Genomic DNA, 18,919 nt, shown 5'->3' on the forward strand with positions numbered 1-18,919 from the left:
ATCCTGGGCTTCAGCAAGATGCACAAGGGCATGGATTTCGGCGCGCCGACCGGCACCCCGATCTACGCAGCGGGCGGCGGCGTGGTCGAAGAGGTCGGGCCGAACGGTGCCTACGGCAATTACATCCGCATCCGCCACAACACCCAGATCGCCACGGCCTACGCCCATCTGAGCCGGATCGCCAAGAGCACGCGCCGCGGCGCCCGCGTCGACCAGGGCGACGTCATCGGCTACGTCGGCACCACCGGACGATCCACCGGCCCGCACCTGCATTACGAGGTGCTGAAGAGCGGCCAGCAGATCAACCCGAAGAGCATCGACCTGCCCACCGGCGACAAGCTGGAAGGCCGTGAGATGCAAGCCTTCGAGCAGACGGTGCGGTCGCTGGAAAAGACCTTTGAGCAAGCGCGCAGCGGCCTTCAGCTCGCCCGCACCCCGGGGTCGCATGAGGACAAGGGGTGCACCAAGGCCACCACCTGCTGAAACCGTTCCAGCGCGTTCCTGCCGCTTTCTATTCCTGGTGAAGAAGGCGGCGGATGGCGCTGGCGAGGATCTGGACGCCCTTCTCCTCGTCGTCCGCCATCTTGCGGAGGCGGTCGCGCATGGCCTGAACCTGCGGCTTCATCTGGGCCGCCTTGGCGATGGCCAGTTGCGCCTCTTCCGGTTTCATATCGTTGTCGGCCATGGCGTGCTCCCTCCGCTTGCAATCAGGATGAGACAGTCGGCGCCGTGTTGCAACGGCCCTCGCTGATTCGAAGTCCGCATCAGCGAAACAGGCCGACGCTTTCAACCGCCTGGCCGCCAGTCCCCAGCTTGAATTCCGTCACGCCTGGCGCGCTGTCCGGGTTGATGCCACCGAGGTCGAGCCAACCCACGCCGCGCCCCTTGAGCGCCAGCGCAGCCCGCCACAGGACCAGCCGCATCGCGCCGCTCTTGCGCCCCGAGTCGCTCGACCAGCCGATCTGGTAGGTGGCCGAGCCGCCATGGACGTAGAAGAGCGCGCTCGCCGCCGGAGCAGCAGTCTTCGAACGATCCTCCAGGGCGCCGACCATCAACACCCCATCGCCCTTCCCTCCGCCCTTCAGCAGCGCGTTGCGGATGCGCACGGCCAGCGCGCCGGTCATCGGGCGAAACTGCTTGGTCAGGGCCTGCTCATGCTCCTGCTTCATCAACCAGGGAAGGTTCTTGGCCTCCCAGTCGAGGTCGATGACCAGACCCGCCTTCTCCGCCCCCTTCAGCCGCTGGCGCCAGTCGCGGGCCATCGCCGCGCGCAACTCCTCCTCGCTGCGGGACAGATCGAGCCAGACCGTGCGGTAGCCGGGGCCGAAGCGGCGGAAGCCGCAACGGCGCAGCATCGCCTCGGCCTCCGGGCCGGTGGCCAGCTCGGGAAGCAGACTGGCCCGGTTCAGCGGGTTGTCGGGGCAGGCCCGGCGCAGCAGGCGGAAGACTGCCTCCTGGGTGTCCAGATCCGGCTCGACCCCGTCGAGCCACAGCGGGCCGCGGTGGATCTGGCGCTGATGGAACAGGCGAAGCATGCGCCGCTCCAGGAGCTGCACCATCCCGATGGGCGTGCCGTCCCGCTGGATCACGCCGAGCCGCGGCACGAAGCCATGGGTGCGCCCCATGGCGCCGGCATAGGCGAAGCACTGCGGCAGGGTGGAGCGGGGAACGCGGGCGAAGAGCGAGGCCCACTCCCCCACCGTTCCCTCGTTCCACAGGATGGTGACGGCGCCTTCGGACGAGGTTGGCATGAAGGATGATCCGGCGTCAGGCGGGCGGCAGGGCCGAGGTGGCCTCTTCCAACTGGGCGAAGCTCGGCCGGTATTCGGGCTCCAGCACGTTTCGCGAGTATTCGACGGAGATGGCCGGAGCGTAGCCGGACAAATGAGCGATCAGGCCGATCTTCATCGCCTGATAGTATTTCCCTTCGGCGTGGTAGATGTTCTTGAGGCCGCTGGCGATCGGCGCCAGGAAGCCGTAGGCGACGAGAATGCCGGTGAAGGTGCCGACCAGCGCGCCGCCGATCAGCTTGCCGAGGACCTCCGGCGGCTCGGTGATCGATCCCATGGTGTGGATCACGCCCAGCACCGCCGCGACAATGCCCAGCGCCGGAACGGCGTCGGCGACCGCCTGGATGGCGTCGGCGATCCGCTGGTGCTCGTGGTGCATGGTCTCGATGTCCTCGTCCATCAGGTCGACCAGCTCGTGCGGGTTGTCGGCCCCGAGCGACATCAGACGCAGATAAGTGCAGAGGAAGGATATGGCGTGGTGGTCGCCGTAGAATTTTGGAAATTGCTGGAAGAGTGGTGAGTCCTCGGGTTTCTCGATGTGCTGTTCGAGCGCAAGCAACCCCTTGGTCTTCGCGATCTTGAAGACCTGATACATCATGGTGAGAAGTTCGAGGAAATCATCCTTTTTGTATTTTGGCCCTTTGAAAAGGTGGCCGAGTTCCTTGCCGGTGTGGGTGACCACCGCTTTTGGATTGCCGATCAAGAACGCGCCGGCGGCGGAGCCCAGGATGATCATGAACTCGAAGGGCATCCACAGCACGCCCAGGTGGCCGCCGCCCAGGACGTAGCCCCCGAAGACGCTGAACACCACGACGCCGAAGCCGATCATCACGAACATGTCTTCCGTCCTCCAGCGTCATTTTCCGTGTCTTGACCGCTCCGCTCCGCGGAAAGCCGGCCAAGCGGGCGTGCTTGCGTTCCGCCGGCCCAGTGACGCAGCAATCCCTTGAGTTTTTGTAAATCTCCCGGCGTCGGACGCGATCCTAGCCGTGACAACGGATTGTGTCACGAAAGGAGTACCCGAAAAGCACCCTCGCCGCAGCCACATGCGCAAAAGAAAAGGGACCGCCCGCGGGCGGTCCCTCCTTACAGGCTCGGACGACCCGGCGCCGGCCCGATCAGCCGATCCGCCAAGTGTCCGGAGCCTCCTCCAGCCGCTTGAGAAGCGCCACGCGCTGCTGCTCGATCTCGTCCGGCAGATGGCTGCCGAAGCGGTTGAACAGTTCCTCCTGATCCTTGGCCTCGGCCTCGGCTTCCTTCCGGTCGATGTCCATGATCTTCCGGAACTTGTCCTCGGCGAAGTCCAGACCGGCCCAGTTCAGGTCCTGGTAGCGCGGCATGTAGCCGAACGGGCTCTCCGCCGCATCCACCGCACGGCCGCGGACGCGGTCGACGATCCAGCGCAGGACGCGCATGTTGTCGCCGAAGCCCGGCCAGACGAACTTGCCGTTCTCGTCCTTGCGGAACCAGTTGACGCGGTAGATGCGCGGCAGGTTCTCCACCCGGCCTTCCATCGCCAGCCAATGGTTCCAGTAGTCGGCCATGTTGTAGCCGCAGAAGGGCAGCATGGCGAAGGGGTCACGGCGGATGGCGGCCTGGCCCACGGCGGCGGCGGTCGCCTCCGAGCCCATGGTCGCCGCCCAATAGACGCCCTCGCGCCAGTTGTAGGCCTCGAAGACCAGCGGGAAGGTCTTGGACAGGCGGCCGCCGAAGATGAAGGCGGAGATCGGAACGCCCGCCGGGTCCTCCCAGGCCGGATCGATCGACGGGCACTGCGCCGCCGGGGCGGTGAAGCGCGAGTTCGGGTGGGCGGCCGGACGGCCCGACGCCGGGGTCCAGTCGTTGCCCTGCCAGTCGATCAGGTGGGCCGGCGTCTCGTCGGTCAGGCCCTCCCACCACACATCGCCGTCGTCGGTCAGCGCGACGTTGGTGAAGATGACGTTGGCGTTCAGGGTCTTCAGCGCGTTCGGGTTCGACTTGATGCTGGTGCCCGGCGCGACGCCGAAGAAGCCGGCCTCCGGGTTGATGGCGCGCAGCGTGCCGTCCGGCTGCGGCTTCACCCAGGCGATGTCGTCACCGATGGTGCGGACCTTCCAGCCTTCGAACTCGGCCGGGGGAACCAGCATGGCGAAGTTGGTCTTGCCGCAGGCCGACGGGAAGGCGGCGGCGACGTAGGTCTTCTCGCCCTCCGGGCTTTCCACGCCGAGGATCAGCATGTGCTCGGCCAGCCAGCCCTGCTCACGGCCCATCGAGGAGGCGATGCGCAGCGCGAAGCACTTCTTGCCGAGCAGGGCGTTGCCGCCGTAGCCCGAGCCGAAGGAGACGATCGAGTGATCGGCCGGGAAGTGGACGATGTACTTGTGATCGGCGTTGCACGGCCACGCCACGTCCGGCTGGCCGGGCTCCAGCGGCGCGCCGATGGAGTGCAGGCAGGGCACGAAGTCGCCGTCGCCCAGGATGTCCAGCACCTTCTGACCCATGCGGGTCATCATGCGCATGTTCACCGCGACATAGGGGCTGTCGGAGATCTGCACGCCGATGTGGGCGATGTCCGAGCCCAGCGGCCCCATGCTGAAGGGCACCACATACATGGTGCGGCCCCGCATGCAGCCTTCGAACAGGCCGTCCAGCTTCGCCTTCATCTCCGCCGGGGCGACCCAGTTGTTGGTCGGGCCGGCATCCTCCTTGCGCTCGGAGCAGATGTAGGTCCGGTCCTCGACGCGGGCGACGTCGCCCGGATCGGAGCGGCAGAGGTAGGAGTTCGGGCGCTTGGCCTCGTTCAGCTTGATGAAGGTGCCCGATTCCACCATCTCGGCGCACAGGCGGTCGTATTCCTCCTGCGATCCGTCACACCAGTGCACCCGCTCGGGCTTGCACTTGTTCGCGATCTCCTCGACCCAAGCCAGGAGCTTCTTGTTCCGCGTGCGCGTTGTTCCGGTCATCCTTTGCCTCTCAACTCGTCTCCGGGTTCGCCGCCCCCTTGGGATTCGGGGTCCGGTGCCCGGAGGTCCGGACGGCTGGCCTTTTCGGCCCTTATCGAAGCCGTCCTCGTTCGGTGGCGGTGTCGTTCCGCCGGCTCAAACCACCGCAGCCCGGCCCGTGGGCCGGACGGCGGTCATCCCGACGCGCCCCCCGGGCGCGCCCGATGTCCTGATTGGCAAGAGAGGGGTGGCCCGAGGGCCACAAACCCAAAACGGCAACGGGTCGGTCCGTTATGGTCCACTGACGTTTTCTCCTGGTTGCGCTCTTTTTGCGCGCCGCTTGCCGCGGCGTCGTGGTTAGCCGTCACGATCGTCCGAATCCACTGAGCCGTCGGCCGCGCCGGGTGCGCTCCGGCGAGCCTGCCGGGCGAGGCCGGCGAGAGTGACCCTAGCGTCTTCGGGGTTTTCCACGCTGTGATCGAAATCAACCCGCGCCATTTCGCCGCTGCGGCGCAGATCGCAGCCGTCGGGGTCGATGCCCGTCATCACCCAGGGCTCGGCGCCGTCGGCGGACCGCCCGGCCAGAACCGTGGCGTACAGCCGCAAGGCGTCGGCGTGGTCGGCGTTCATATGGCTCAGGATGGCCTTCTCGGCCTCGGCCAGCGCCATGGGAACGGCGGGCAACATCAACTCGGCGCGGTCGAGCCACCGCACCCGGCCGAATCCGGCCACCAGATGGGCACGCTCCACTGACACGGCGTAAACGCTGAAATCGGCGAAGCCGGCGTAGAGCCCCGCACCGGGATGGCGCGCCAGGAACCGGGCCCGGTGGCGCGGCTCCTCCGAGCGCTCGGCCCGCCCGAGAACCGACAGCCTCGGCCCGGACAGCGGCTCCGCCAGCCCTCCAGTTCCGTCGAACAGCAGGCCGACGCGCGAATCCCGCGCGATGTTCTTCGTGTGGTCTGCAAGGGTGGAGAGAAGGAGAAGGGGCGTGCCGTCGAAGTCGAAGGCCACCTGGACCAGCGAGGGATAGGGCCAGCCGCCCCTGTCATTCTGTTGACCATCCTGCTGGTCGCCATCCCCGCGCAGGGCGGTGGACAGCGCCGCCAAGCCGGCACCACGCATCAGGCGCCTTGCGGCGCCTCCCGTTCGGCCGCCGACGTCCGATGACGCCGCGGCGCCCGGCCCCGTTGGGGTCGGACGGATGGGGGACTCGTCGGAACTCATGCCCTGAAACGAATGCGTTCTCCCGCGCAGCACCGTTTCCCCGGCGCCGCATTGGTGCCATATTGGCCCAGACAAATAGGTTGGGAAAAGCGAAAAGTTGGCTTTTCATGCCTTTGCGCCGCCTGCAGGTCGTCGTGGAGCATTGGGAAAGCCCGCATTTCGAAATAAGACGAAACCATTCTTCCGTAGTAAGCGACATCAACGGGCCGGCCATCCGCTTCAGTTGGCCGCCGGCACCGGCGGTTGCCGAAAACGGGGTGTGTGATTGGGAACGCGAACGACATGTCTCACACCGTAGCGTTGGTGGATGACGACCGGAACATCCTGACCTCCGTTGCCATGGCGCTGGAAGCGGAGGGGTTCGAGGTGCGCACCTACACCGACGGCGCCGAAGCGCTGCGCGGCCTGACCCAGCGCCCGCCGGACCTTGCCGTGCTGGACATTAAGATGCCGCGCATGGACGGGATGGAGCTGCTGCAGCGCCTGCGCCAGACCAGCCATCTGCCGGTCATCTTCCTGACCAGCAAGGACGACGAGGTCGACGAGCTGATGGGTCTGCGCATGGGCGCGGACGACTACATCAAGAAGCCCTTCTCGCAGCGCCTGCTGGTCGAGCGTATCCGCACCCTGCTGCGGCGCGAGGCGGCGACCCGTGACAAGACAGCGCCGGAACCCGGCGTTCTGCTGACCCGCGGCCCGCTGGTGATGGACGGCGCCCGCCATTCCTGCACCTGGAAGGGCCAGCCCATCGACCTGACGGTGACGGAATTCCTTCTGGTGAAGGCGCTGGCCCAGCGCCCCGGCCATGTGAAGAGCCGCGACCAGCTCATGGACGCCGCCTACGGCGAGAACGTCTATGTCGACGACCGCACCATCGACAGCCACATCAAGCGGCTCCGCAAGAAGTTCAAGGCCATTGATTCCGACTTTGCGCAGATCGAAACGCTCTATGGCGTCGGTTACCGATACAGGGAGTGAGGTCCGCGCGCCGGACCACGCCCCCTCCCCCCCCGTCACCCCCGGAACCGCGCCGCGCGCCGCGTCAAGGCGACGGGTGCGCGGCGTGCCGTCGCCGCTGACCCTGCGGATTCTCGCCGTCAACGTGCTGGCGCTGCTGCTGCTGGTCGGCGCCCTGCTCTATCTCGGCCGCTACCAGGACCGACTGGTCCAGGCGGAGCTGGACGCGCTGGAGACGGAGGCCCGCATCTTCGCCTCCGCACTCGGCGAGGGCGCCGTGCAGCGGGCCGCCGACGAGCCGGAGCTGGGCCAGGAGAGCTACGAGCTGTCGCCGGAGCTGGGGCGCCAGATGATCCGCCGGCTGGCTCTGGCGACGGAGACGCACACCCGGCTCTACGGCCCGGATGGGCGGCTGCTGTCGGACAGCCGCGTGCTGACCGGCTCGCCCGGCAAGATCGAGATCCAGGAGCTGCCGCTGCCGCCCTCCGGGGATCCGGCGTCACGGGCGGTCAACGAGTTCTACGCCCGCTTCATCGACGTGGTGCCGAGCCGGGAGAACCTGCCGCTCTACCGCGAGCCGCCGGGCCACACCGCCGAATCGGCGGCCCCGCCGCCCAACGTGGAACGCGCGCTGGCCGGCGAGAACAGCGCGACGGTGTGGCGGCTGGCCTCGCCGGTCGCCCGATCCAACCTGCTGCTGACGGTCGCCGTTCCGGTACAGCGCTACAAGGAGGTGCTGGGGGCGGTGCTGCTGTCGCGCAGCGGCACGGTGATCGACGAGGCCATCCGGTCGGTGCGCACCGACATTCTGCGCGTCTTCGCGGTGGCGCTTCTGGTCACGGTCCTGATGTCGCTCTATCTGGCCGGCACCATCGCCCGCCCCATCCGCAAGCTGGCGCAGGCCGCCGACCGGCTGCGCACCGGCCACGGGCGCCACACCGAGATCCCCGACTTCACCCGCCGCGGCGACGAAATCGGGGAGCTGTCCGGTGTGCTGCGCGACATGACGGCGGCGCTGTGGGCGCGCATGGACGCCATCGAGCGCTTCGCCGCCGACGTCGCCCACGAGATCAAGAACCCGCTGACCTCGCTGCGCAGCGCGGTCGAGACGGTCAGCCGTATCCAGGACCCGGCCCGCCGCGACAAGCTGATGGCGATCATCGCCGACGACGTGCAGCGGCTGGACCGGCTGATCAGCGACATCTCCAACGCCTCGCGCCTGGACGCAGAGCTGTCCCGCGCCGCTCTGGAACCGGTGGACATCGGCGCGATGCTCCGCACGCTCGCCGACATCCACCACACCACCGCGGAGGACGAGGAGGACGAGGGCGGGGCGGAGGCCGTGCCGAGCGTCGTCATCGAGCCGCCGCGGGGAGGGTCGCTGACCGTGAAGGGGCTGGAGGGGCGTCTGACCCAGGTCTTCCAGAACCTGATCGCCAACGGCTTGTCCTTCTCGCCGCCCGGCGGGCAGGTCCGGCTGGCCACCCGACGCACCCCGGACGGCGCGGTCGAGGTGACGGTCAGCGACGACGGCCCCGGCATTCCGGAGGGCAAGGAGGAGGCGATCTTCGAACGCTTCTACACCGAGCGGCCGGCAGGCGAGAAGTTCGGCACCCATTCCGGCCTCGGCCTGTCGATCTCCAAGCAGATCGTCGAGGCCCACGGCGGCACCATCCGGGCCGCGAACCGTCTCGGCCGCGATGGGGAGACGATCGGCGCCGTCTTCACCGTGCGCCTGCCCCGCCCGTGAGGGATTTCCACATGGCGGATGCGGCATAGTTGCAATTTGAGAAAAGACGTATGGACAAAGTCGTGGGTGCGGCGGATGCTCGATTACGGTCATTCCCGCGCCTGCGACGGCTGGCCTTTCAACAACCGGACGTCACCAACCGGAAGAGGGCCATGTCCGACATCCAGCCCGACCCCATGCCATTCGCACCGTGCCGGACCGACGAAGCCGCCTTGGCCCCGGTCGCACCAGCCTCGGCCAGGGTGATCGACTTCCGCCGCTATCGGCTGGCCCGCCTCATCAACGACGCCAGCGTCCAGCAGGGCGAGCTGGCCCGGATGATGCGGGCATCGGCCAACGAACGGACGCAGCTGGCGGAGGCGCTCCAGGGCGCCCAGCGGCATCTGGCGACCATCGCCGACAGCTACACCCATCTGCTGACCCGGCTGGCCCGTGAGAAGGATTTCCGCACGGCCTGCCAGGAGGCAGCGGAGTTGGACGATCTGGACGAGATGATCCGCCGGCGCGACGCGCTGGCCAGCGAATTGGCGGACATCCGCCGTACCGTCCGGCCCGGCCTGCGCATCGGCTTGACCGCGGGTTGCGACCGGCCGGCCTGAGGTCGGAACTCGCGCGGCTGTCACCGTGGCTCAGCCGGGTTATGGCCGGAGCACGGCGGTCGCGCCGGCGCATTCGAGGCGTATCGGGCGGGAAAAGGATGCATTTTCGGCATCCCATTGACAGAACCAGCGGCACGCCTCACCTTCGCGGGATCATGGTAACGATTCACGGCACCTGCGTCCTGGTCGGCACATGGAATGACGGCCATGGAAACGGCGGCAGCGGCGGCATATGGAGCGGCGGCGACCGCAGCGAAACGCCCGTCGGCGTGCTGCTGCGGGGGCCGTCGGGCAGCGGCAAGTCCGATCTGGCCTTGCGGATGATCGACGCGGGGGCGCTGCTGGTTGCCGATGACCAGGTGGAACTGCGCGTCGACCAGGACAGGCTGATGGCGACGGCGCCGGCGGCTCTGGCCGGTCTTCTGGAGGTGCGGGGCGTCGGCATCATGCCCCTGCCCGCTGCCGCGGAGGCGGAGGTCGGGCTGGTCGTCGATCTGGTGCCGCGCGACGCCGTGGAGCGTCTTCCCATGGAAGAGGCCGCGGATCTTCTCGACCGGGCCGTCCCGCGCCTCGCCCTCTGCCCCTTCGACGCCTCGACTCCGGCCAAGCTCAAGTTGGCCGCCGCCGCGGCGCGGGCCGGCTCGCTGGGAAAGGTTCCGAACCTGCCATGACCGACCGCCATTCCCCGGAAAACCTGCTGACGGAACGGCCGATGGGCCCGGACGGTCAACTCGTGCTGGTCACCGGCATGTCCGGAGCCGGTATGTCCGTCGCCTTGAAGGCTCTGGAGGATTTGGGCTACGAAGCGGTGGACAACCTGCGCCTCTCACTGGTCCCGGCGCTTCTGGAGCAGGCGGACCCGCGCAAGCGGCCGCTGGCCCTGGTCATCGACAGCCGCACCCGCGACTTCTCCGCCCACGCCATGCTGGAGGAGGTCGAGGCGCTGAAGGCCCATGCCGGGTTGGACGTGCGGCTGGTCTTCCTCGACTGCGGGGACGAGACGCTGCAGCGCCGCTTCACCGAGACGCGCCGCCGCCATCCATTGGCCATCGACCGCCCGGTTCCGGACGGCATCCAGCTGGAACGCACCATGCTGCTGCCGCTGAAGCAGCAGGCCGACGTGACCATCGACACCACGCAATTGTCGATCCACGACCTGCGCCGCATCCTGGCCGGCAACTTCCAGATCGGGGCACAGGCGGCGCTCCAGGTCTTCGTCACCTCCTTCTCGTTCCGGATGGGGTTGCCTCGCGAGGCGGACCTCGTGTTCGACGTACGCTTCCTGACAAATCCCCATTATGATCCGGATCTGCGCCCGCTCACCGGCCTGGACCCCCGCGTGGCGGCGCGCGTGGAGGGCGATCCGGATTTCGCCGACTTCTTCCGTCATCTGACGGAACTGTTGCAGCCGCTTCTGCCGCGCTACAACCAGGAGGGCAAGAGTTACCTGACCATCGCGGTCGGCTGCACCGGCGGCAAGCACCGGTCGGTGTTCGTCGCCGAACGGCTGGCCGCTTGGCTGGGCGGGCTGGGGCTGAAGGTCGGGATCAGCCATCGGGAGTTGGACCGGCAGGCCCCGCGCACCGGCTGACCGCCGAAGGTTGGCCAGAGGGGTTGACCCAAGGGGCGGATTGATCCGGATAAGGGATCGTTCATAAGTGCCGCAATAAGAATGTGGCTTCGGGGGAGGCTCCAGAATTGAAGGATGTCCCATGATCGGTATGGTTCTGGTAACCCACGGGCGCCTCGCGGCAGAGTTCATCGCCGCGCTGGAGCATGTGGTGGGTGAGCAGCAGCAGGTGCGGGCCGTGTGCATCGGCCCAGACGACGACATGGAGCAGCGCCGTCAGGACATTCTGAACTCCGTGGCCGACGTGGACGACGGGTCCGGCGTTGTCGTGCTGACCGACATGTTCGGCGGGACTCCATCCAACCTCGCCATCTCCATCATGGACAAGGCGAAGGTCGAAGTGATCGCCGGCGTGAACCTGCCGATGCTGATCAAGCTGGCCAGCGTCCGCCGCCAGGAAACGCTGACCCACGCCGTGACCGCCGCGCGGGAGGCCGGACAGAAATACATCAACGTCGCATCCTCGCTGCTGTCGGACGGGTGACTCGATGAGCGTTCCAGACGACAAGACGCCCGCCCAGGGCGCTTCCGGCGTTGACGGGCGGACTCCGGAGAGAAACCCCGAAATCTGCCAGACCGTCACCATCTGCAACCAGCGCGGCCTGCACGCCCGCGCGGCTGCGAAGTTCGTGAAGCTGGTCGCCACCTTCGATTGCGAAATCGAGGTGCGGCGCGGCGAGACACAGGTTTCGGGCGAATCCATCATGGGCCTGATGATGCTGGCCGCCGGCCCCGGCACCTCGGTGGAGCTGTACGCCTACGGCCGCGAGGCCGAGGACGCCATGGCCGCTCTCGTGGATCTGATCACCCGCAAGTTCGATGAAGACTGACGTTCCGGCCGCCGGCCAGGGGCGGTCGTTGCGCGGGCTGGGCGTTTCGCCCGGCATTGCCATCGGCCCGGCCCACGTGGTGGAGAGCGGCGCCGTCCGCGTTCCCGAATACACGCTCGCCGCCGATCAGGTGGAGGCCGAGGCCGCGCGATTCGCCGATGCCTGCGGCAAGGCGCGCCGCCAGATCCGCAAGCTGAAGGCCAAGGCGCTGACGCTGCCCGGCTCCGCGTCGGAGGAGATCGGCTTCCTTCTCGACGCCCATCTGGCGATGGTAACCAACTCGCGCCTGACGCGCGGCGTCGAGCGCCGCATCCAGCAGGAGCTGGTCAACGCCGAGGCCGCGGTCCAGGCGGAGATCGCCACCATCGCCCAGACCTTCGCGAGCATGGAAGACAGCTACCTCGCCGGGCGAATCGCCGACGTGCGCGAGGTGGGTCGGCGCCTGATCCGCAACCTGATGCGGCACGAGTATCAGGCCTTCTCCATGCTGAACCCCGGCGCGGTGATTCTGGCCGAGGAGCTGACCCCGGCGGACACCGCCCTGCTCGACCCGCGCCGCGTCGCCGGATTCGCCACCGTGCTCGGCGGCGCCGAGGGGCACACGGCGATCATGGCGCGCTCGCTGGGCATTCCGGCGGTGCTGGGCGTCGGTGGGCTGCTGGCTGGGTTGAAGAATGGGATCACGGTCATCGTGGACGGGGTGCAGGGGCGCGTCATCATCGACCCCACCCCCGAGGTGCTGGAGGACTACCGGCAGCGCCGCGCCGAGCGCGAGCGCGAGCGCGAGCAGCTGAAGGGCCTGCGCAAGCTGCCGGCGGTCACGCGCGACAACACCGCGGTGACGCTCCAGGCCAATCTGGAGCTGCCGCGCGACCTCGACCACGCGCTGGAGAACGGGGCGCAGGGGATCGGGCTGCTGCGCACCGAGTTCCTGTTCATGAACCGCGACCAGTTGCCCGACGAGGACGAGCAGTACACCGTCCTGCGCTCCATCGTGGAGGGCATGGGCGGGCGCACCGTCACCGCCCGCACCATGGATGTCGGCGGGGAGAAGCTGGCCGGCTGGATGGCCGGCCGCTACGGCGAGCCGGCGAACCCGGCGCTCGGTCTGCGCGCCGTCCGGCTGGGCCTGCGCGAGCCGAAGCTGCTGGAGACGCAGCTCGCCGCCATGCTGCGGGCCGGCGTCCACGGGCCGCTGCGCATCCTGCTGCCGATGATCTGTTCGGTCGCCGAGGTGCAGCGCGTGCGCGAGATGATGGGCCAGGTGGCCCGCCGCCTGCGCCGCCGCGGCGTCCCCATCGCCGATCCGCTGCCGCCGGTGGGGGTGATGGTGGAGGTTCCGGGCGCGGCCCTGTCCGCGGACGCGCTGGCCTACGCCGCCGACTTCTTCTCCATCGGCACCAACGACCTGACCCAGTACACGCTGGCCATCGACCGCGGCGACGAGCAGGTCGCCTCGCTCTACGACCCGCTGCATCCGGCGGTTCTTCGCCTGATCCAGTTCACCATCGAGGCGGCGTTGCGCGCCCGCATCCCGGTGTCGGTCTGCGGCGAGATCGCCGGCGACGCGCGCTACACGGCCTTGTTGTTGGGGCTTGGCGTGCGCGACCTGTCGATGGTCCCGCCGGCCATCCCCCTGGTGAAGCGGCGCATCCGCAAGCTCGACCTTCAGGAAGCCACCCGCCGCGCCCGCGTCATCATGGACCAGAGCGACAGCGGGCGCATCGCCGCCCTGCTGGACGACTTCAACGCCGTCGGCTGAGGCACCGCTCGAAGGAAGAACGGCGTCCGCGCAACTCCATCGTTGCCGCGGACGCCATTCTCACCGCCCGATCATGGGCTTCAGCCAGGGCCAGGAGATGAACAGTTCGGTGAAGTAGCCTTGGGTGAGAATGCCGCGGCCGACCTTGTGGATGCGGGCCGGAAGCGCGCCGAGTTCCCCCTTGCGGGCGATCACGAAGATGGACCGGCGGAAGCTCGCGGCCGGAAAGGGCAGAACCCGCAGGCGACCCAGATGCTGGCGGCTTTTCACCAGCGCGGTCGGCGGAAGCAGGCTCCACCCCATCTCCTCCGCCACCATGGCCATCATGGTGTCGACGGCGTCGAACGCGAAGCTGCGCGGGATCTCCATGCCCAGCCGGCGCAGATGCTGGTCCACCATCCGGCCGAGGCTGCTGTCCGCCGTGTTGCGGATCAGCGGCAATGCCTGCGAAAGCGCGCGCAGCCCGGCCTCGTCGGCGACCTCCGGCGCGTTGCGTGGCACCAACAGCACGAAGGGCTCGGTGACCAGCCGGGCGCTGTCCACCTGATCCATGTCGTCGAAGGACTCGTTGGTGAAGATGACGTCCAGGCGCCGCGCCATGAACTGCTCCCGCAGTTGCCGGCTCAGCCCCGCCGCGATGCTGAAGGAGGGCACGCCGTCGCGCAGTTGCTGAAGCAGCCGCGGCATGAACGGGGCGGCCAGCGTGTCGATGCAACCGAGCCGCAGCTCCGGCACGAAGGGCGCATCCTTGCCGCCGATCACCGCCGGCAGTTGGCGGGCGTCGTTCAGAATGCGCTTGCTCCAATGCCAGAGCCGGTGACCGGCGGCGGTCAGCGCCATCGGGCGGATGCTTCGGTCGAACAGCTGCGTGGCGAAGGCTGCTTCCAGTTGACGCACCACATGCGACACGGCCGATTGGGTCAAGCCCAGTTGGCCCGCCGCTCGGGTCATGTTGCCAAGCTCCGCCACGGTCACGAACACTTCGAGGGCGTCGAGGTCAAAGTCGCGATGGCGCATGGGGCGAGCGGGCTTCGTCTTCCGGCGGTCGTGGGGCAGGTCCCGATGGAGACCCGGGTGGCGGCGCATTATGAACGCAGTTCATCCCCACCATGAAAGTCATTTCTTGACGTGACGGGGCGGAACGGTCGTGGGCAGCCTCGCGGGGTCGTCATCCCTTGCGAGCCTCCCATCATGACCATCCCTCCCCTCCCCTCCATCACCGCCGACCAGCCCGCGACCCAGCCCGCTGCCCGACTCATCGGCCATTGGCTGGCCGGTCTGGAGCGCGCCGGCATTCCCGACGACGTCGCCGCGGCGGCCCGCGCCTGCATCATCGACACGCTGGGCGTGGCTCTGGCCGGAGTGGGCACCGACACCGCCCGCCTGGCGCGGGAGGAAGCGCTGGACATCCATGCCGCCGGCCCGTCCACCCTGCTGGGAGGCGGACGCCTCAACGCCGAAGGGGCCGCCTTCGCGAATACCGCCGCCGCCCACGCACTGGATTTCGACGACAACTCCTATGCCGGATTCGTCCATGGGTCGGCCGTGGTGGTGCCGACCGCCCTGGCCGCGGTGGAGGCGGCCGGAGGCACCGGAGCCGATCTGCTGACCGCCGTGGTTGCCGGTGCGGAGGCCGAATACGCGCTGGCCATCGCCCTCGGCAACGGAGTGTATGAGGCCGGCTGGTGGACCACCGCGCTGTTCGGCGGCGTCGGCGCTGCGGCCGCGGCCGCCAAGGCCTTCCGGTTGGACGGCGACCGGGCCGCCGACGCCATTGCCTTTGCGCTCTGCGGAGCCGGCGGCATGCGGGCCTGCTTCGGCACGGGCGCCAAGCCGCTGCTGGCCGCGCAGGCCGCCGCCAACGGGCTGCGCGCGGCGCGTCTGGCCAAGCGTGGCGGAGCCGTTCCGCACGGCGTGGTCGAGGACCCGCGGGGCTTTGCTCGGCTGGTGGCGCAGGGCCGCTTCGATCCCACAGCGGTGGCGGCCTTGGGCCGGCGGTGGCACCTGCTCGACCCCGGCATCGACACCAAGGCCTATCCTGTCTGCCTCTCCTCGCACGCGGCGGCCGACGCAGTGCGCGACCTGATGACGGAGCACCGGCTGGCTCCGTCGGACATCGCGGCGGTGCGCTGCGTCGTGCCGCCCGTGGTGGCCGCCAACCTCACCTACGACCGCCCGGCCACTCCCGGTGAAGCCCGCTTCAGCCTGCCCTTCGCGGTGGCCTGCGTGATGCTGCACGGCGACCTGACTCTGGATCACCTGACCGCAGCGACGCTGGCCGACCCGCATCTGTGCGCGGCCATGGAGCGTGTGAGCATGCGGCCCGACCCCGGCTGGAACGCCGATCCCGAGCGGGCACGGCTGGCCCCGGAAGGCGCCGCTGTGACGGTGGAAACCGTGACCGGACGTGCGTTCCGTCGCTTCTGCGCCTCGGCGCGCGGCACCGTCGCCCGGCCCCTGTCGGCGCAGGAGCATGCCGGGAAGTTCCATGACTGTGCCGGACGCGCCATGGGACCGGAGGCAGCGGCGCGGCTCCATCGGAAATTGCTGGATATCGATGCGATGCCCCAGCTGGACGGGCTTCTGGACGGCTCGATCGGCTGACATGCGGGGCGACAGCATACGCCTGCATTCATGGTCCCTGCAAAATTCATTCATGGTGCTGGCGAGGCGCCCATAATCCAGCCTAATTTTTGAGCAAGATTGTCAGTCCAACGAACGGAATTTTACGAGCAAATTCCGGGCTTCAGCGGTGATCGAAAATCAGGCACATGGTCCACAACACCATATTTGCCTAATTTATGGGCGTATCTTGCTCCACCGAACGGCACGACCTTGGCCTTTCCGCCCATGACGGGTCTGTGAGAGCGTCAAGGCAACAGGAACCAAGGTCCACAACGGACCCCGCAAGCAGAGAGGCTTCATCATGGTGAAACGGTTGGTGGCACGGGCGGTGCTCTCGGCTTTCCTCCTCTCCGGCACCGCGCTGTCCGCGCACGCCGCCGGCACGCTCAAGGTGGCGGTGGATTCGAACCTGAACACCCTCGATCCCGCCAAGATGAAGGGCGGCCAGGAGTATGTGGCCGCCTACCTCCTCTTCAACGGCCTGACGGCGATCGCCGCCGACATGACGCTGAAGCCGGACCTCGCCGAGCGCTGGGAGCACAGCGCCGACCTCAAGACCTGGACCTTCTTCCTGAAGAAGGGCGTGAAGTTCCACAGCGGCCGCGAGATGGACGCCGAGGACGTGCTCGCCACCATCACCCGCATCCAGGACAAGGCGACCGGCTCCACCGCCCGCGTGAACTTCGAGATCGTGGAGTCGATGAAAGCGGTGGATTCCCACACGGTGGAATTCACGCTGAAGTCCCCCTACTCCGGCTTCGCCGAGCTGTTCGGCGAGCGTCAGGCCCGCATCGTGCCGCGCGACGGCCTCGACACGCTGGCCTCCAACCCCGTCGGCACCGGCCCCTTCCAGTTCGTCTCCTTCGCGCCCGGCGACCGCATGGTGGTGAAGCGCAACCCGACCTATTTCGAGGCCGGCCTGCCGAAGCTGGACGAGGTGGTGATCCGCATCCTGCCCGAGACGGCCAGCCAAGTGGCGGCGCTGACCACGGGTGAGCTGGACCTCGCCTGGAACCTGCCGCCGGAGGCGGTGGACAAGGTCAAGGCGACGTCCAACCTGAAGGCCGAAGCCGTGCCGACCTCCACCTGGGACGGCGTGATCATGAACGGCACGACCAAGCCGTTCGACGACGTGCGCGTGCGCCGCGCCGTGGCGACGGCGCTGGACAAGCAGGCGATCACCCAGATCGCCCTGTTCGGCTACGGCACGCCGACCCATTCGCCGATCCCGCCGAGCCATCCCTACTTCAACAAGGACCTGCCGATCGCCAAGGGCGACCCGGCCGCCGCGAAGAAGATGCTGGCCGAAGCGGGCTATCCCAACGGCTTCGAGGTCACGCTCTACACCCCGGCCGGCCGCGCCACCCGCGAGCGCCTGGGGCTGGCGGTCCGCGAGCTGCTGAAGCCGGCGGGCATCACCGTCAACGTGCAGCGCGTGCCCTTCGACGTCTTCCTGAAGGACATCGAGGGCAAGGCGGGCTTCTACATCGACGGCTTCTTCAGCCGCCCGACGATCGATACCTCGGTCTACCCCTGGTACCACTCGCGCGGGTCGTGGAACGCCGCGCTGTGGAACTACGCCAACCCGGCGATGGACAAGCTGCTCGACGGCGCCCGTCAGGCGTCCAGCGAGGAGGAGGCCAAGAAGCTCTATGGCGAGGTGCAGGCGCTGGCCGTCCAGGACGCGCCCGGCGTCATCCCCTACGTCATCAACCACGTCAACGGCGTGAGCGCGCGGGTGCAGGGCTTCACCTCCCACCCGATGATGTTCCTCGACCTGCGCAACGTTTCGGTCGGCCAGTAGAGCCGTCGCCGGCGTCGGGAGCGCCCGCCGCGCTCCCGACGGCCCCGGGCCAAGGGAAGCTCTCTCCATGCTCCTCTACACACTCACCCGGCTGGCCTATCTGGCGATGGTGCTGGTCGTCATGTCGATCCTCGTCTTCCTGGTGACGCAGGCCATGCCGGGCGACGTCGCGTCGATGATCGCCGGGCAGTTCGCCTCGAAAGAGGTGATCGACGCCATCACGGTCAAGCTCGGTCTCGACCAGCCCCTGATCGTGCAGTACGGCCGCTGGGCCGCCGGCATCCTGCAGGGCGATCTCGGCCGCTCGCTGGTTCTGGAGCAGCCGGTCGCGCCGATCCTGATGGAGGCGTTGAGCCGCTCCCTGGTCCTGGCGGTGGTGGCCCTGGCGGTGGTGACGGTGATCGGCATCGGCCTCGGCGTGCTGGCCGCGGTGCGCCGCGGGCGTCTGGCCGACCAGATGGTCTCGGGCGTGTCCTATCTCGGCATCGCCGTTCCCGACTTCTTCTGGGCCATCGTCCTGGTGCTGGTCTTCGGCAGCTACCTGAAATGGCTGCCAACCGGCGGCTACGCGCCGCTCGCGGACGGCTTCGTGCCCTGGGCGGCGCATCTGGTCCTACCGGTCGTCACGCTGGTGCTGATGCTGATCGCCCGCATCGCGCGGCTGACCCGCTCCAGCATGATCGACGTCCTTCAGACCAACTACGTGAAATACGCCCGCGCCAAGGGCCTGCCGGAGAAGGTGGTGATCGTGCGCCACGCGCTGCGCAACGCGCTGCTGCCGACCATCACCGTGCTGGCCATCGACTTCGGCCTGATCCTCGGCGGCGTCGTGGTCATCGAGACGGTGTTCTCCTTCCCCGGCATGGGCCGGCTGCTGCTGTTCGCCATCCAGCGCCACGACCTGCCGCTGATCCAGGCGACCATCCTGATCATCTCGACCGCCTACTGCCTGGCGAACCTGGCGGCCGACCTGCTCTACGCGTTCGTCAACCCGAAGATCCGCCATGGCATGGGGAACGCCTGA

18 protein-coding genes (1 of these 18 cut by a window edge) are annotated in these 18,919 nt (G+C 68.2%); 12 read left to right on the plus strand and 6 right to left on the minus strand.

What is annotated here, in order from left to right; translation table 11 throughout:
• Positions 1-483, plus strand: partial view of a M23 family metallopeptidase gene (locus tag ACWPXE_RS04425; protein WP_454016841.1) — the 3' portion only. Its footprint begins 864 nt before the window's first position; 483 of the gene's 1,347 nt are visible here — the last part of the coding sequence; its start codon lies off the left edge, out of view; it ends in the stop codon at positions 481-483.
• Between the two features lie 28 nt (positions 484-511).
• Here ACWPXE_RS04425 and ACWPXE_RS04430 read toward each other — a convergent pair whose 3' ends face one another.
• The 5 genes from ACWPXE_RS04430 to ACWPXE_RS04450 form a co-directional block, all read right to left on the minus strand.
• Positions 512-685 (minus strand): hypothetical protein, encoded by a 174-nt coding sequence (locus ACWPXE_RS04430; RefSeq protein WP_237907537.1) that lies wholly within the window; start codon positions 683-685, stop codon positions 512-514.
• A gap of 79 nt (positions 686-764) precedes the next feature.
• A complete protein-coding gene (locus ACWPXE_RS04435; protein WP_454016842.1) occupies positions 765-1,751 on the minus strand; it encodes a GNAT family N-acetyltransferase in 987 nt (328 codons plus the stop codon).
• A gap of 16 nt (positions 1,752-1,767) precedes the next feature.
• A complete protein-coding gene (gene motA / locus ACWPXE_RS04440) occupies positions 1,768-2,628 on the minus strand; it encodes a flagellar motor stator protein MotA (RefSeq protein ID WP_035682389.1) in 861 nt (286 codons plus the stop codon).
• A gap of 280 nt (positions 2,629-2,908) precedes the next feature.
• Positions 2,909-4,777: a phosphoenolpyruvate carboxykinase (GTP) gene (locus ACWPXE_RS04445; RefSeq protein ID WP_454017896.1), complete on the minus strand. Its 1,869-nt coding sequence runs from the start codon at positions 4,775-4,777 to the stop codon at positions 2,909-2,911.
• Between the two features lie 291 nt (positions 4,778-5,068).
• Complete coding sequence (locus tag ACWPXE_RS04450) at positions 5,069-5,836, minus strand: HugZ family pyridoxamine 5'-phosphate oxidase (protein ID WP_454016843.1); 768 nt, start codon at positions 5,834-5,836, stop codon at positions 5,069-5,071.
• Between the two features lie 384 nt (positions 5,837-6,220).
• Between ACWPXE_RS04450 and ACWPXE_RS04455 the strand changes: the two genes are divergently transcribed.
• The 8 genes from ACWPXE_RS04455 (at position 6,221) to ptsP (ending at position 13,466) form a co-directional block, all read left to right on the plus strand.
• Positions 6,221-6,916: a response regulator transcription factor gene (locus ACWPXE_RS04455; protein WP_149167534.1), complete on the plus strand. Its 696-nt coding sequence runs from the start codon at positions 6,221-6,223 to the stop codon at positions 6,914-6,916.
• Entirely contained in the window at positions 6,888-8,645 is a 1,758-nt protein-coding gene (locus ACWPXE_RS04460; RefSeq protein ID WP_454016844.1) for a stimulus-sensing domain-containing protein, read from the plus strand. Before ACWPXE_RS04455 ends, ACWPXE_RS04460 begins: the two co-directional genes overlap by 29 nt.
• Before the next feature lie 152 nt (positions 8,646-8,797).
• Positions 8,798-9,244 (plus strand): hypothetical protein, encoded by a 447-nt coding sequence (locus ACWPXE_RS04465; RefSeq protein WP_454016845.1) that lies wholly within the window; start codon positions 8,798-8,800, stop codon positions 9,242-9,244.
• Between the two features lie 155 nt (positions 9,245-9,399).
• A complete protein-coding gene (locus ACWPXE_RS04470) occupies positions 9,400-9,915 on the plus strand; it encodes an HPr kinase/phosphorylase (protein WP_454016846.1) in 516 nt (171 codons plus the stop codon).
• The gene (rapZ, locus tag ACWPXE_RS04475) at positions 9,912-10,835 is read left to right on the plus strand and encodes an RNase adapter RapZ (RefSeq protein WP_454016847.1); all 924 of its coding nucleotides are present in this window, start codon (positions 9,912-9,914) and stop codon (positions 10,833-10,835) included. Before ACWPXE_RS04470 ends, rapZ begins: the two co-directional genes overlap by 4 nt.
• 121 nt (positions 10,836-10,956) lie before the next feature.
• Complete coding sequence (locus ACWPXE_RS04480) at positions 10,957-11,358, plus strand: PTS sugar transporter subunit IIA (RefSeq protein ID WP_114860323.1); 402 nt, start codon at positions 10,957-10,959, stop codon at positions 11,356-11,358.
• Between the two features lie 4 nt (positions 11,359-11,362).
• The gene (locus tag ACWPXE_RS04485) at positions 11,363-11,704 is read left to right on the plus strand and encodes an HPr family phosphocarrier protein (RefSeq protein ID WP_145629264.1); all 342 of its coding nucleotides are present in this window, start codon (positions 11,363-11,365) and stop codon (positions 11,702-11,704) included.
• Positions 11,694-13,466 (plus strand): phosphoenolpyruvate--protein phosphotransferase, encoded by a 1,773-nt coding sequence (gene ptsP / locus ACWPXE_RS04490; protein WP_454016848.1) that lies wholly within the window; start codon positions 11,694-11,696, stop codon positions 13,464-13,466. The genes ACWPXE_RS04485 and ptsP overlap by 11 nt, the downstream gene beginning before the upstream one ends.
• 60 nt (positions 13,467-13,526) lie before the next feature.
• On the opposite strand, the gene ACWPXE_RS04495 is transcribed toward ptsP, so the two are convergent.
• Positions 13,527-14,483, minus strand: coding sequence for a LysR family transcriptional regulator (locus ACWPXE_RS04495; RefSeq protein WP_454016849.1), 957 nt, complete (start codon positions 14,481-14,483; stop codon positions 13,527-13,529).
• Between the two features lie 174 nt (positions 14,484-14,657).
• On the opposite strand from ACWPXE_RS04495, the gene ACWPXE_RS04500 reads away from it, so the two are divergent.
• The 3 genes from ACWPXE_RS04500 (at position 14,658) to ACWPXE_RS04510 (ending at position 18,919) form a co-directional block, all read left to right on the plus strand.
• Entirely contained in the window at positions 14,658-16,070 is a 1,413-nt protein-coding gene (locus ACWPXE_RS04500) for an MmgE/PrpD family protein (protein ID WP_454016850.1), read from the plus strand.
• A 322-nt stretch (positions 16,071-16,392) separates the two neighbouring features.
• Positions 16,393-17,895, plus strand: coding sequence for an ABC transporter substrate-binding protein (locus tag ACWPXE_RS04505; RefSeq protein ID WP_454016851.1), 1,503 nt, complete (start codon positions 16,393-16,395; stop codon positions 17,893-17,895).
• 67 nt (positions 17,896-17,962) lie between these two features.
• On the plus strand, positions 17,963-18,919 hold the full coding sequence (locus tag ACWPXE_RS04510; RefSeq protein ID WP_454016852.1) for an ABC transporter permease: 957 nt from the start codon (positions 17,963-17,965) through the stop codon (positions 18,917-18,919).

Source organism: Azospirillum sp. Marseille-Q6669 (assembly GCF_965111635.1).

Bases quoted from the DNA above. Each gene is read 5' to 3' on its own strand.
- rapZ (WP_454016847.1), top strand. From the start codon at position 9,912: ATGACCGACCGCCATTCCCCGGAAAACCTGCTGACGGAACGGCCGATG.
- ptsP (WP_454016848.1), top strand. From the start codon at position 11,694: ATGAAGACTGACGTTCCGGCCGCCGGCCAGGGGCGGTCGTTGCGCGGG.
- motA (WP_035682389.1), bottom strand. From the start codon at position 2,628: ATGTTCGTGATGATCGGCTTCGGCGTCGTGGTGTTCAGCGTCTTCGGG.
- ACWPXE_RS04485 (WP_145629264.1), top strand. From the start codon at position 11,363: ATGAGCGTTCCAGACGACAAGACGCCCGCCCAGGGCGCTTCCGGCGTT.
- ACWPXE_RS04430 (WP_237907537.1), bottom strand. From the start codon at position 685: ATGGCCGACAACGATATGAAACCGGAAGAGGCGCAACTGGCCATCGCC.
- ACWPXE_RS04505 (WP_454016851.1), top strand. From the start codon at position 16,393: ATGGTGAAACGGTTGGTGGCACGGGCGGTGCTCTCGGCTTTCCTCCTC.
- ACWPXE_RS04450 (WP_454016843.1), bottom strand. From the start codon at position 5,836: ATGCGTGGTGCCGGCTTGGCGGCGCTGTCCACCGCCCTGCGCGGGGAT.
- ACWPXE_RS04465 (WP_454016845.1), top strand. From the start codon at position 8,798: ATGTCCGACATCCAGCCCGACCCCATGCCATTCGCACCGTGCCGGACC.
- ACWPXE_RS04500 (WP_454016850.1), top strand. From the start codon at position 14,658: ATGACCATCCCTCCCCTCCCCTCCATCACCGCCGACCAGCCCGCGACC.
- ACWPXE_RS04455 (WP_149167534.1), top strand. From the start codon at position 6,221: ATGTCTCACACCGTAGCGTTGGTGGATGACGACCGGAACATCCTGACC.
- ACWPXE_RS04495 (WP_454016849.1), bottom strand. From the start codon at position 14,483: ATGCGCCATCGCGACTTTGACCTCGACGCCCTCGAAGTGTTCGTGACC.
- ACWPXE_RS04470 (WP_454016846.1), top strand. From the start codon at position 9,400: ATGGTAACGATTCACGGCACCTGCGTCCTGGTCGGCACATGGAATGAC.
- ACWPXE_RS04435 (WP_454016842.1), bottom strand. From the start codon at position 1,751: ATGCCAACCTCGTCCGAAGGCGCCGTCACCATCCTGTGGAACGAGGGA.
- ACWPXE_RS04510 (WP_454016852.1), top strand. From the start codon at position 17,963: ATGCTCCTCTACACACTCACCCGGCTGGCCTATCTGGCGATGGTGCTG.
- ACWPXE_RS04460 (WP_454016844.1), top strand. From the start codon at position 6,888: ATGGCGTCGGTTACCGATACAGGGAGTGAGGTCCGCGCGCCGGACCAC.
- ACWPXE_RS04480 (WP_114860323.1), top strand. From the start codon at position 10,957: ATGATCGGTATGGTTCTGGTAACCCACGGGCGCCTCGCGGCAGAGTTC.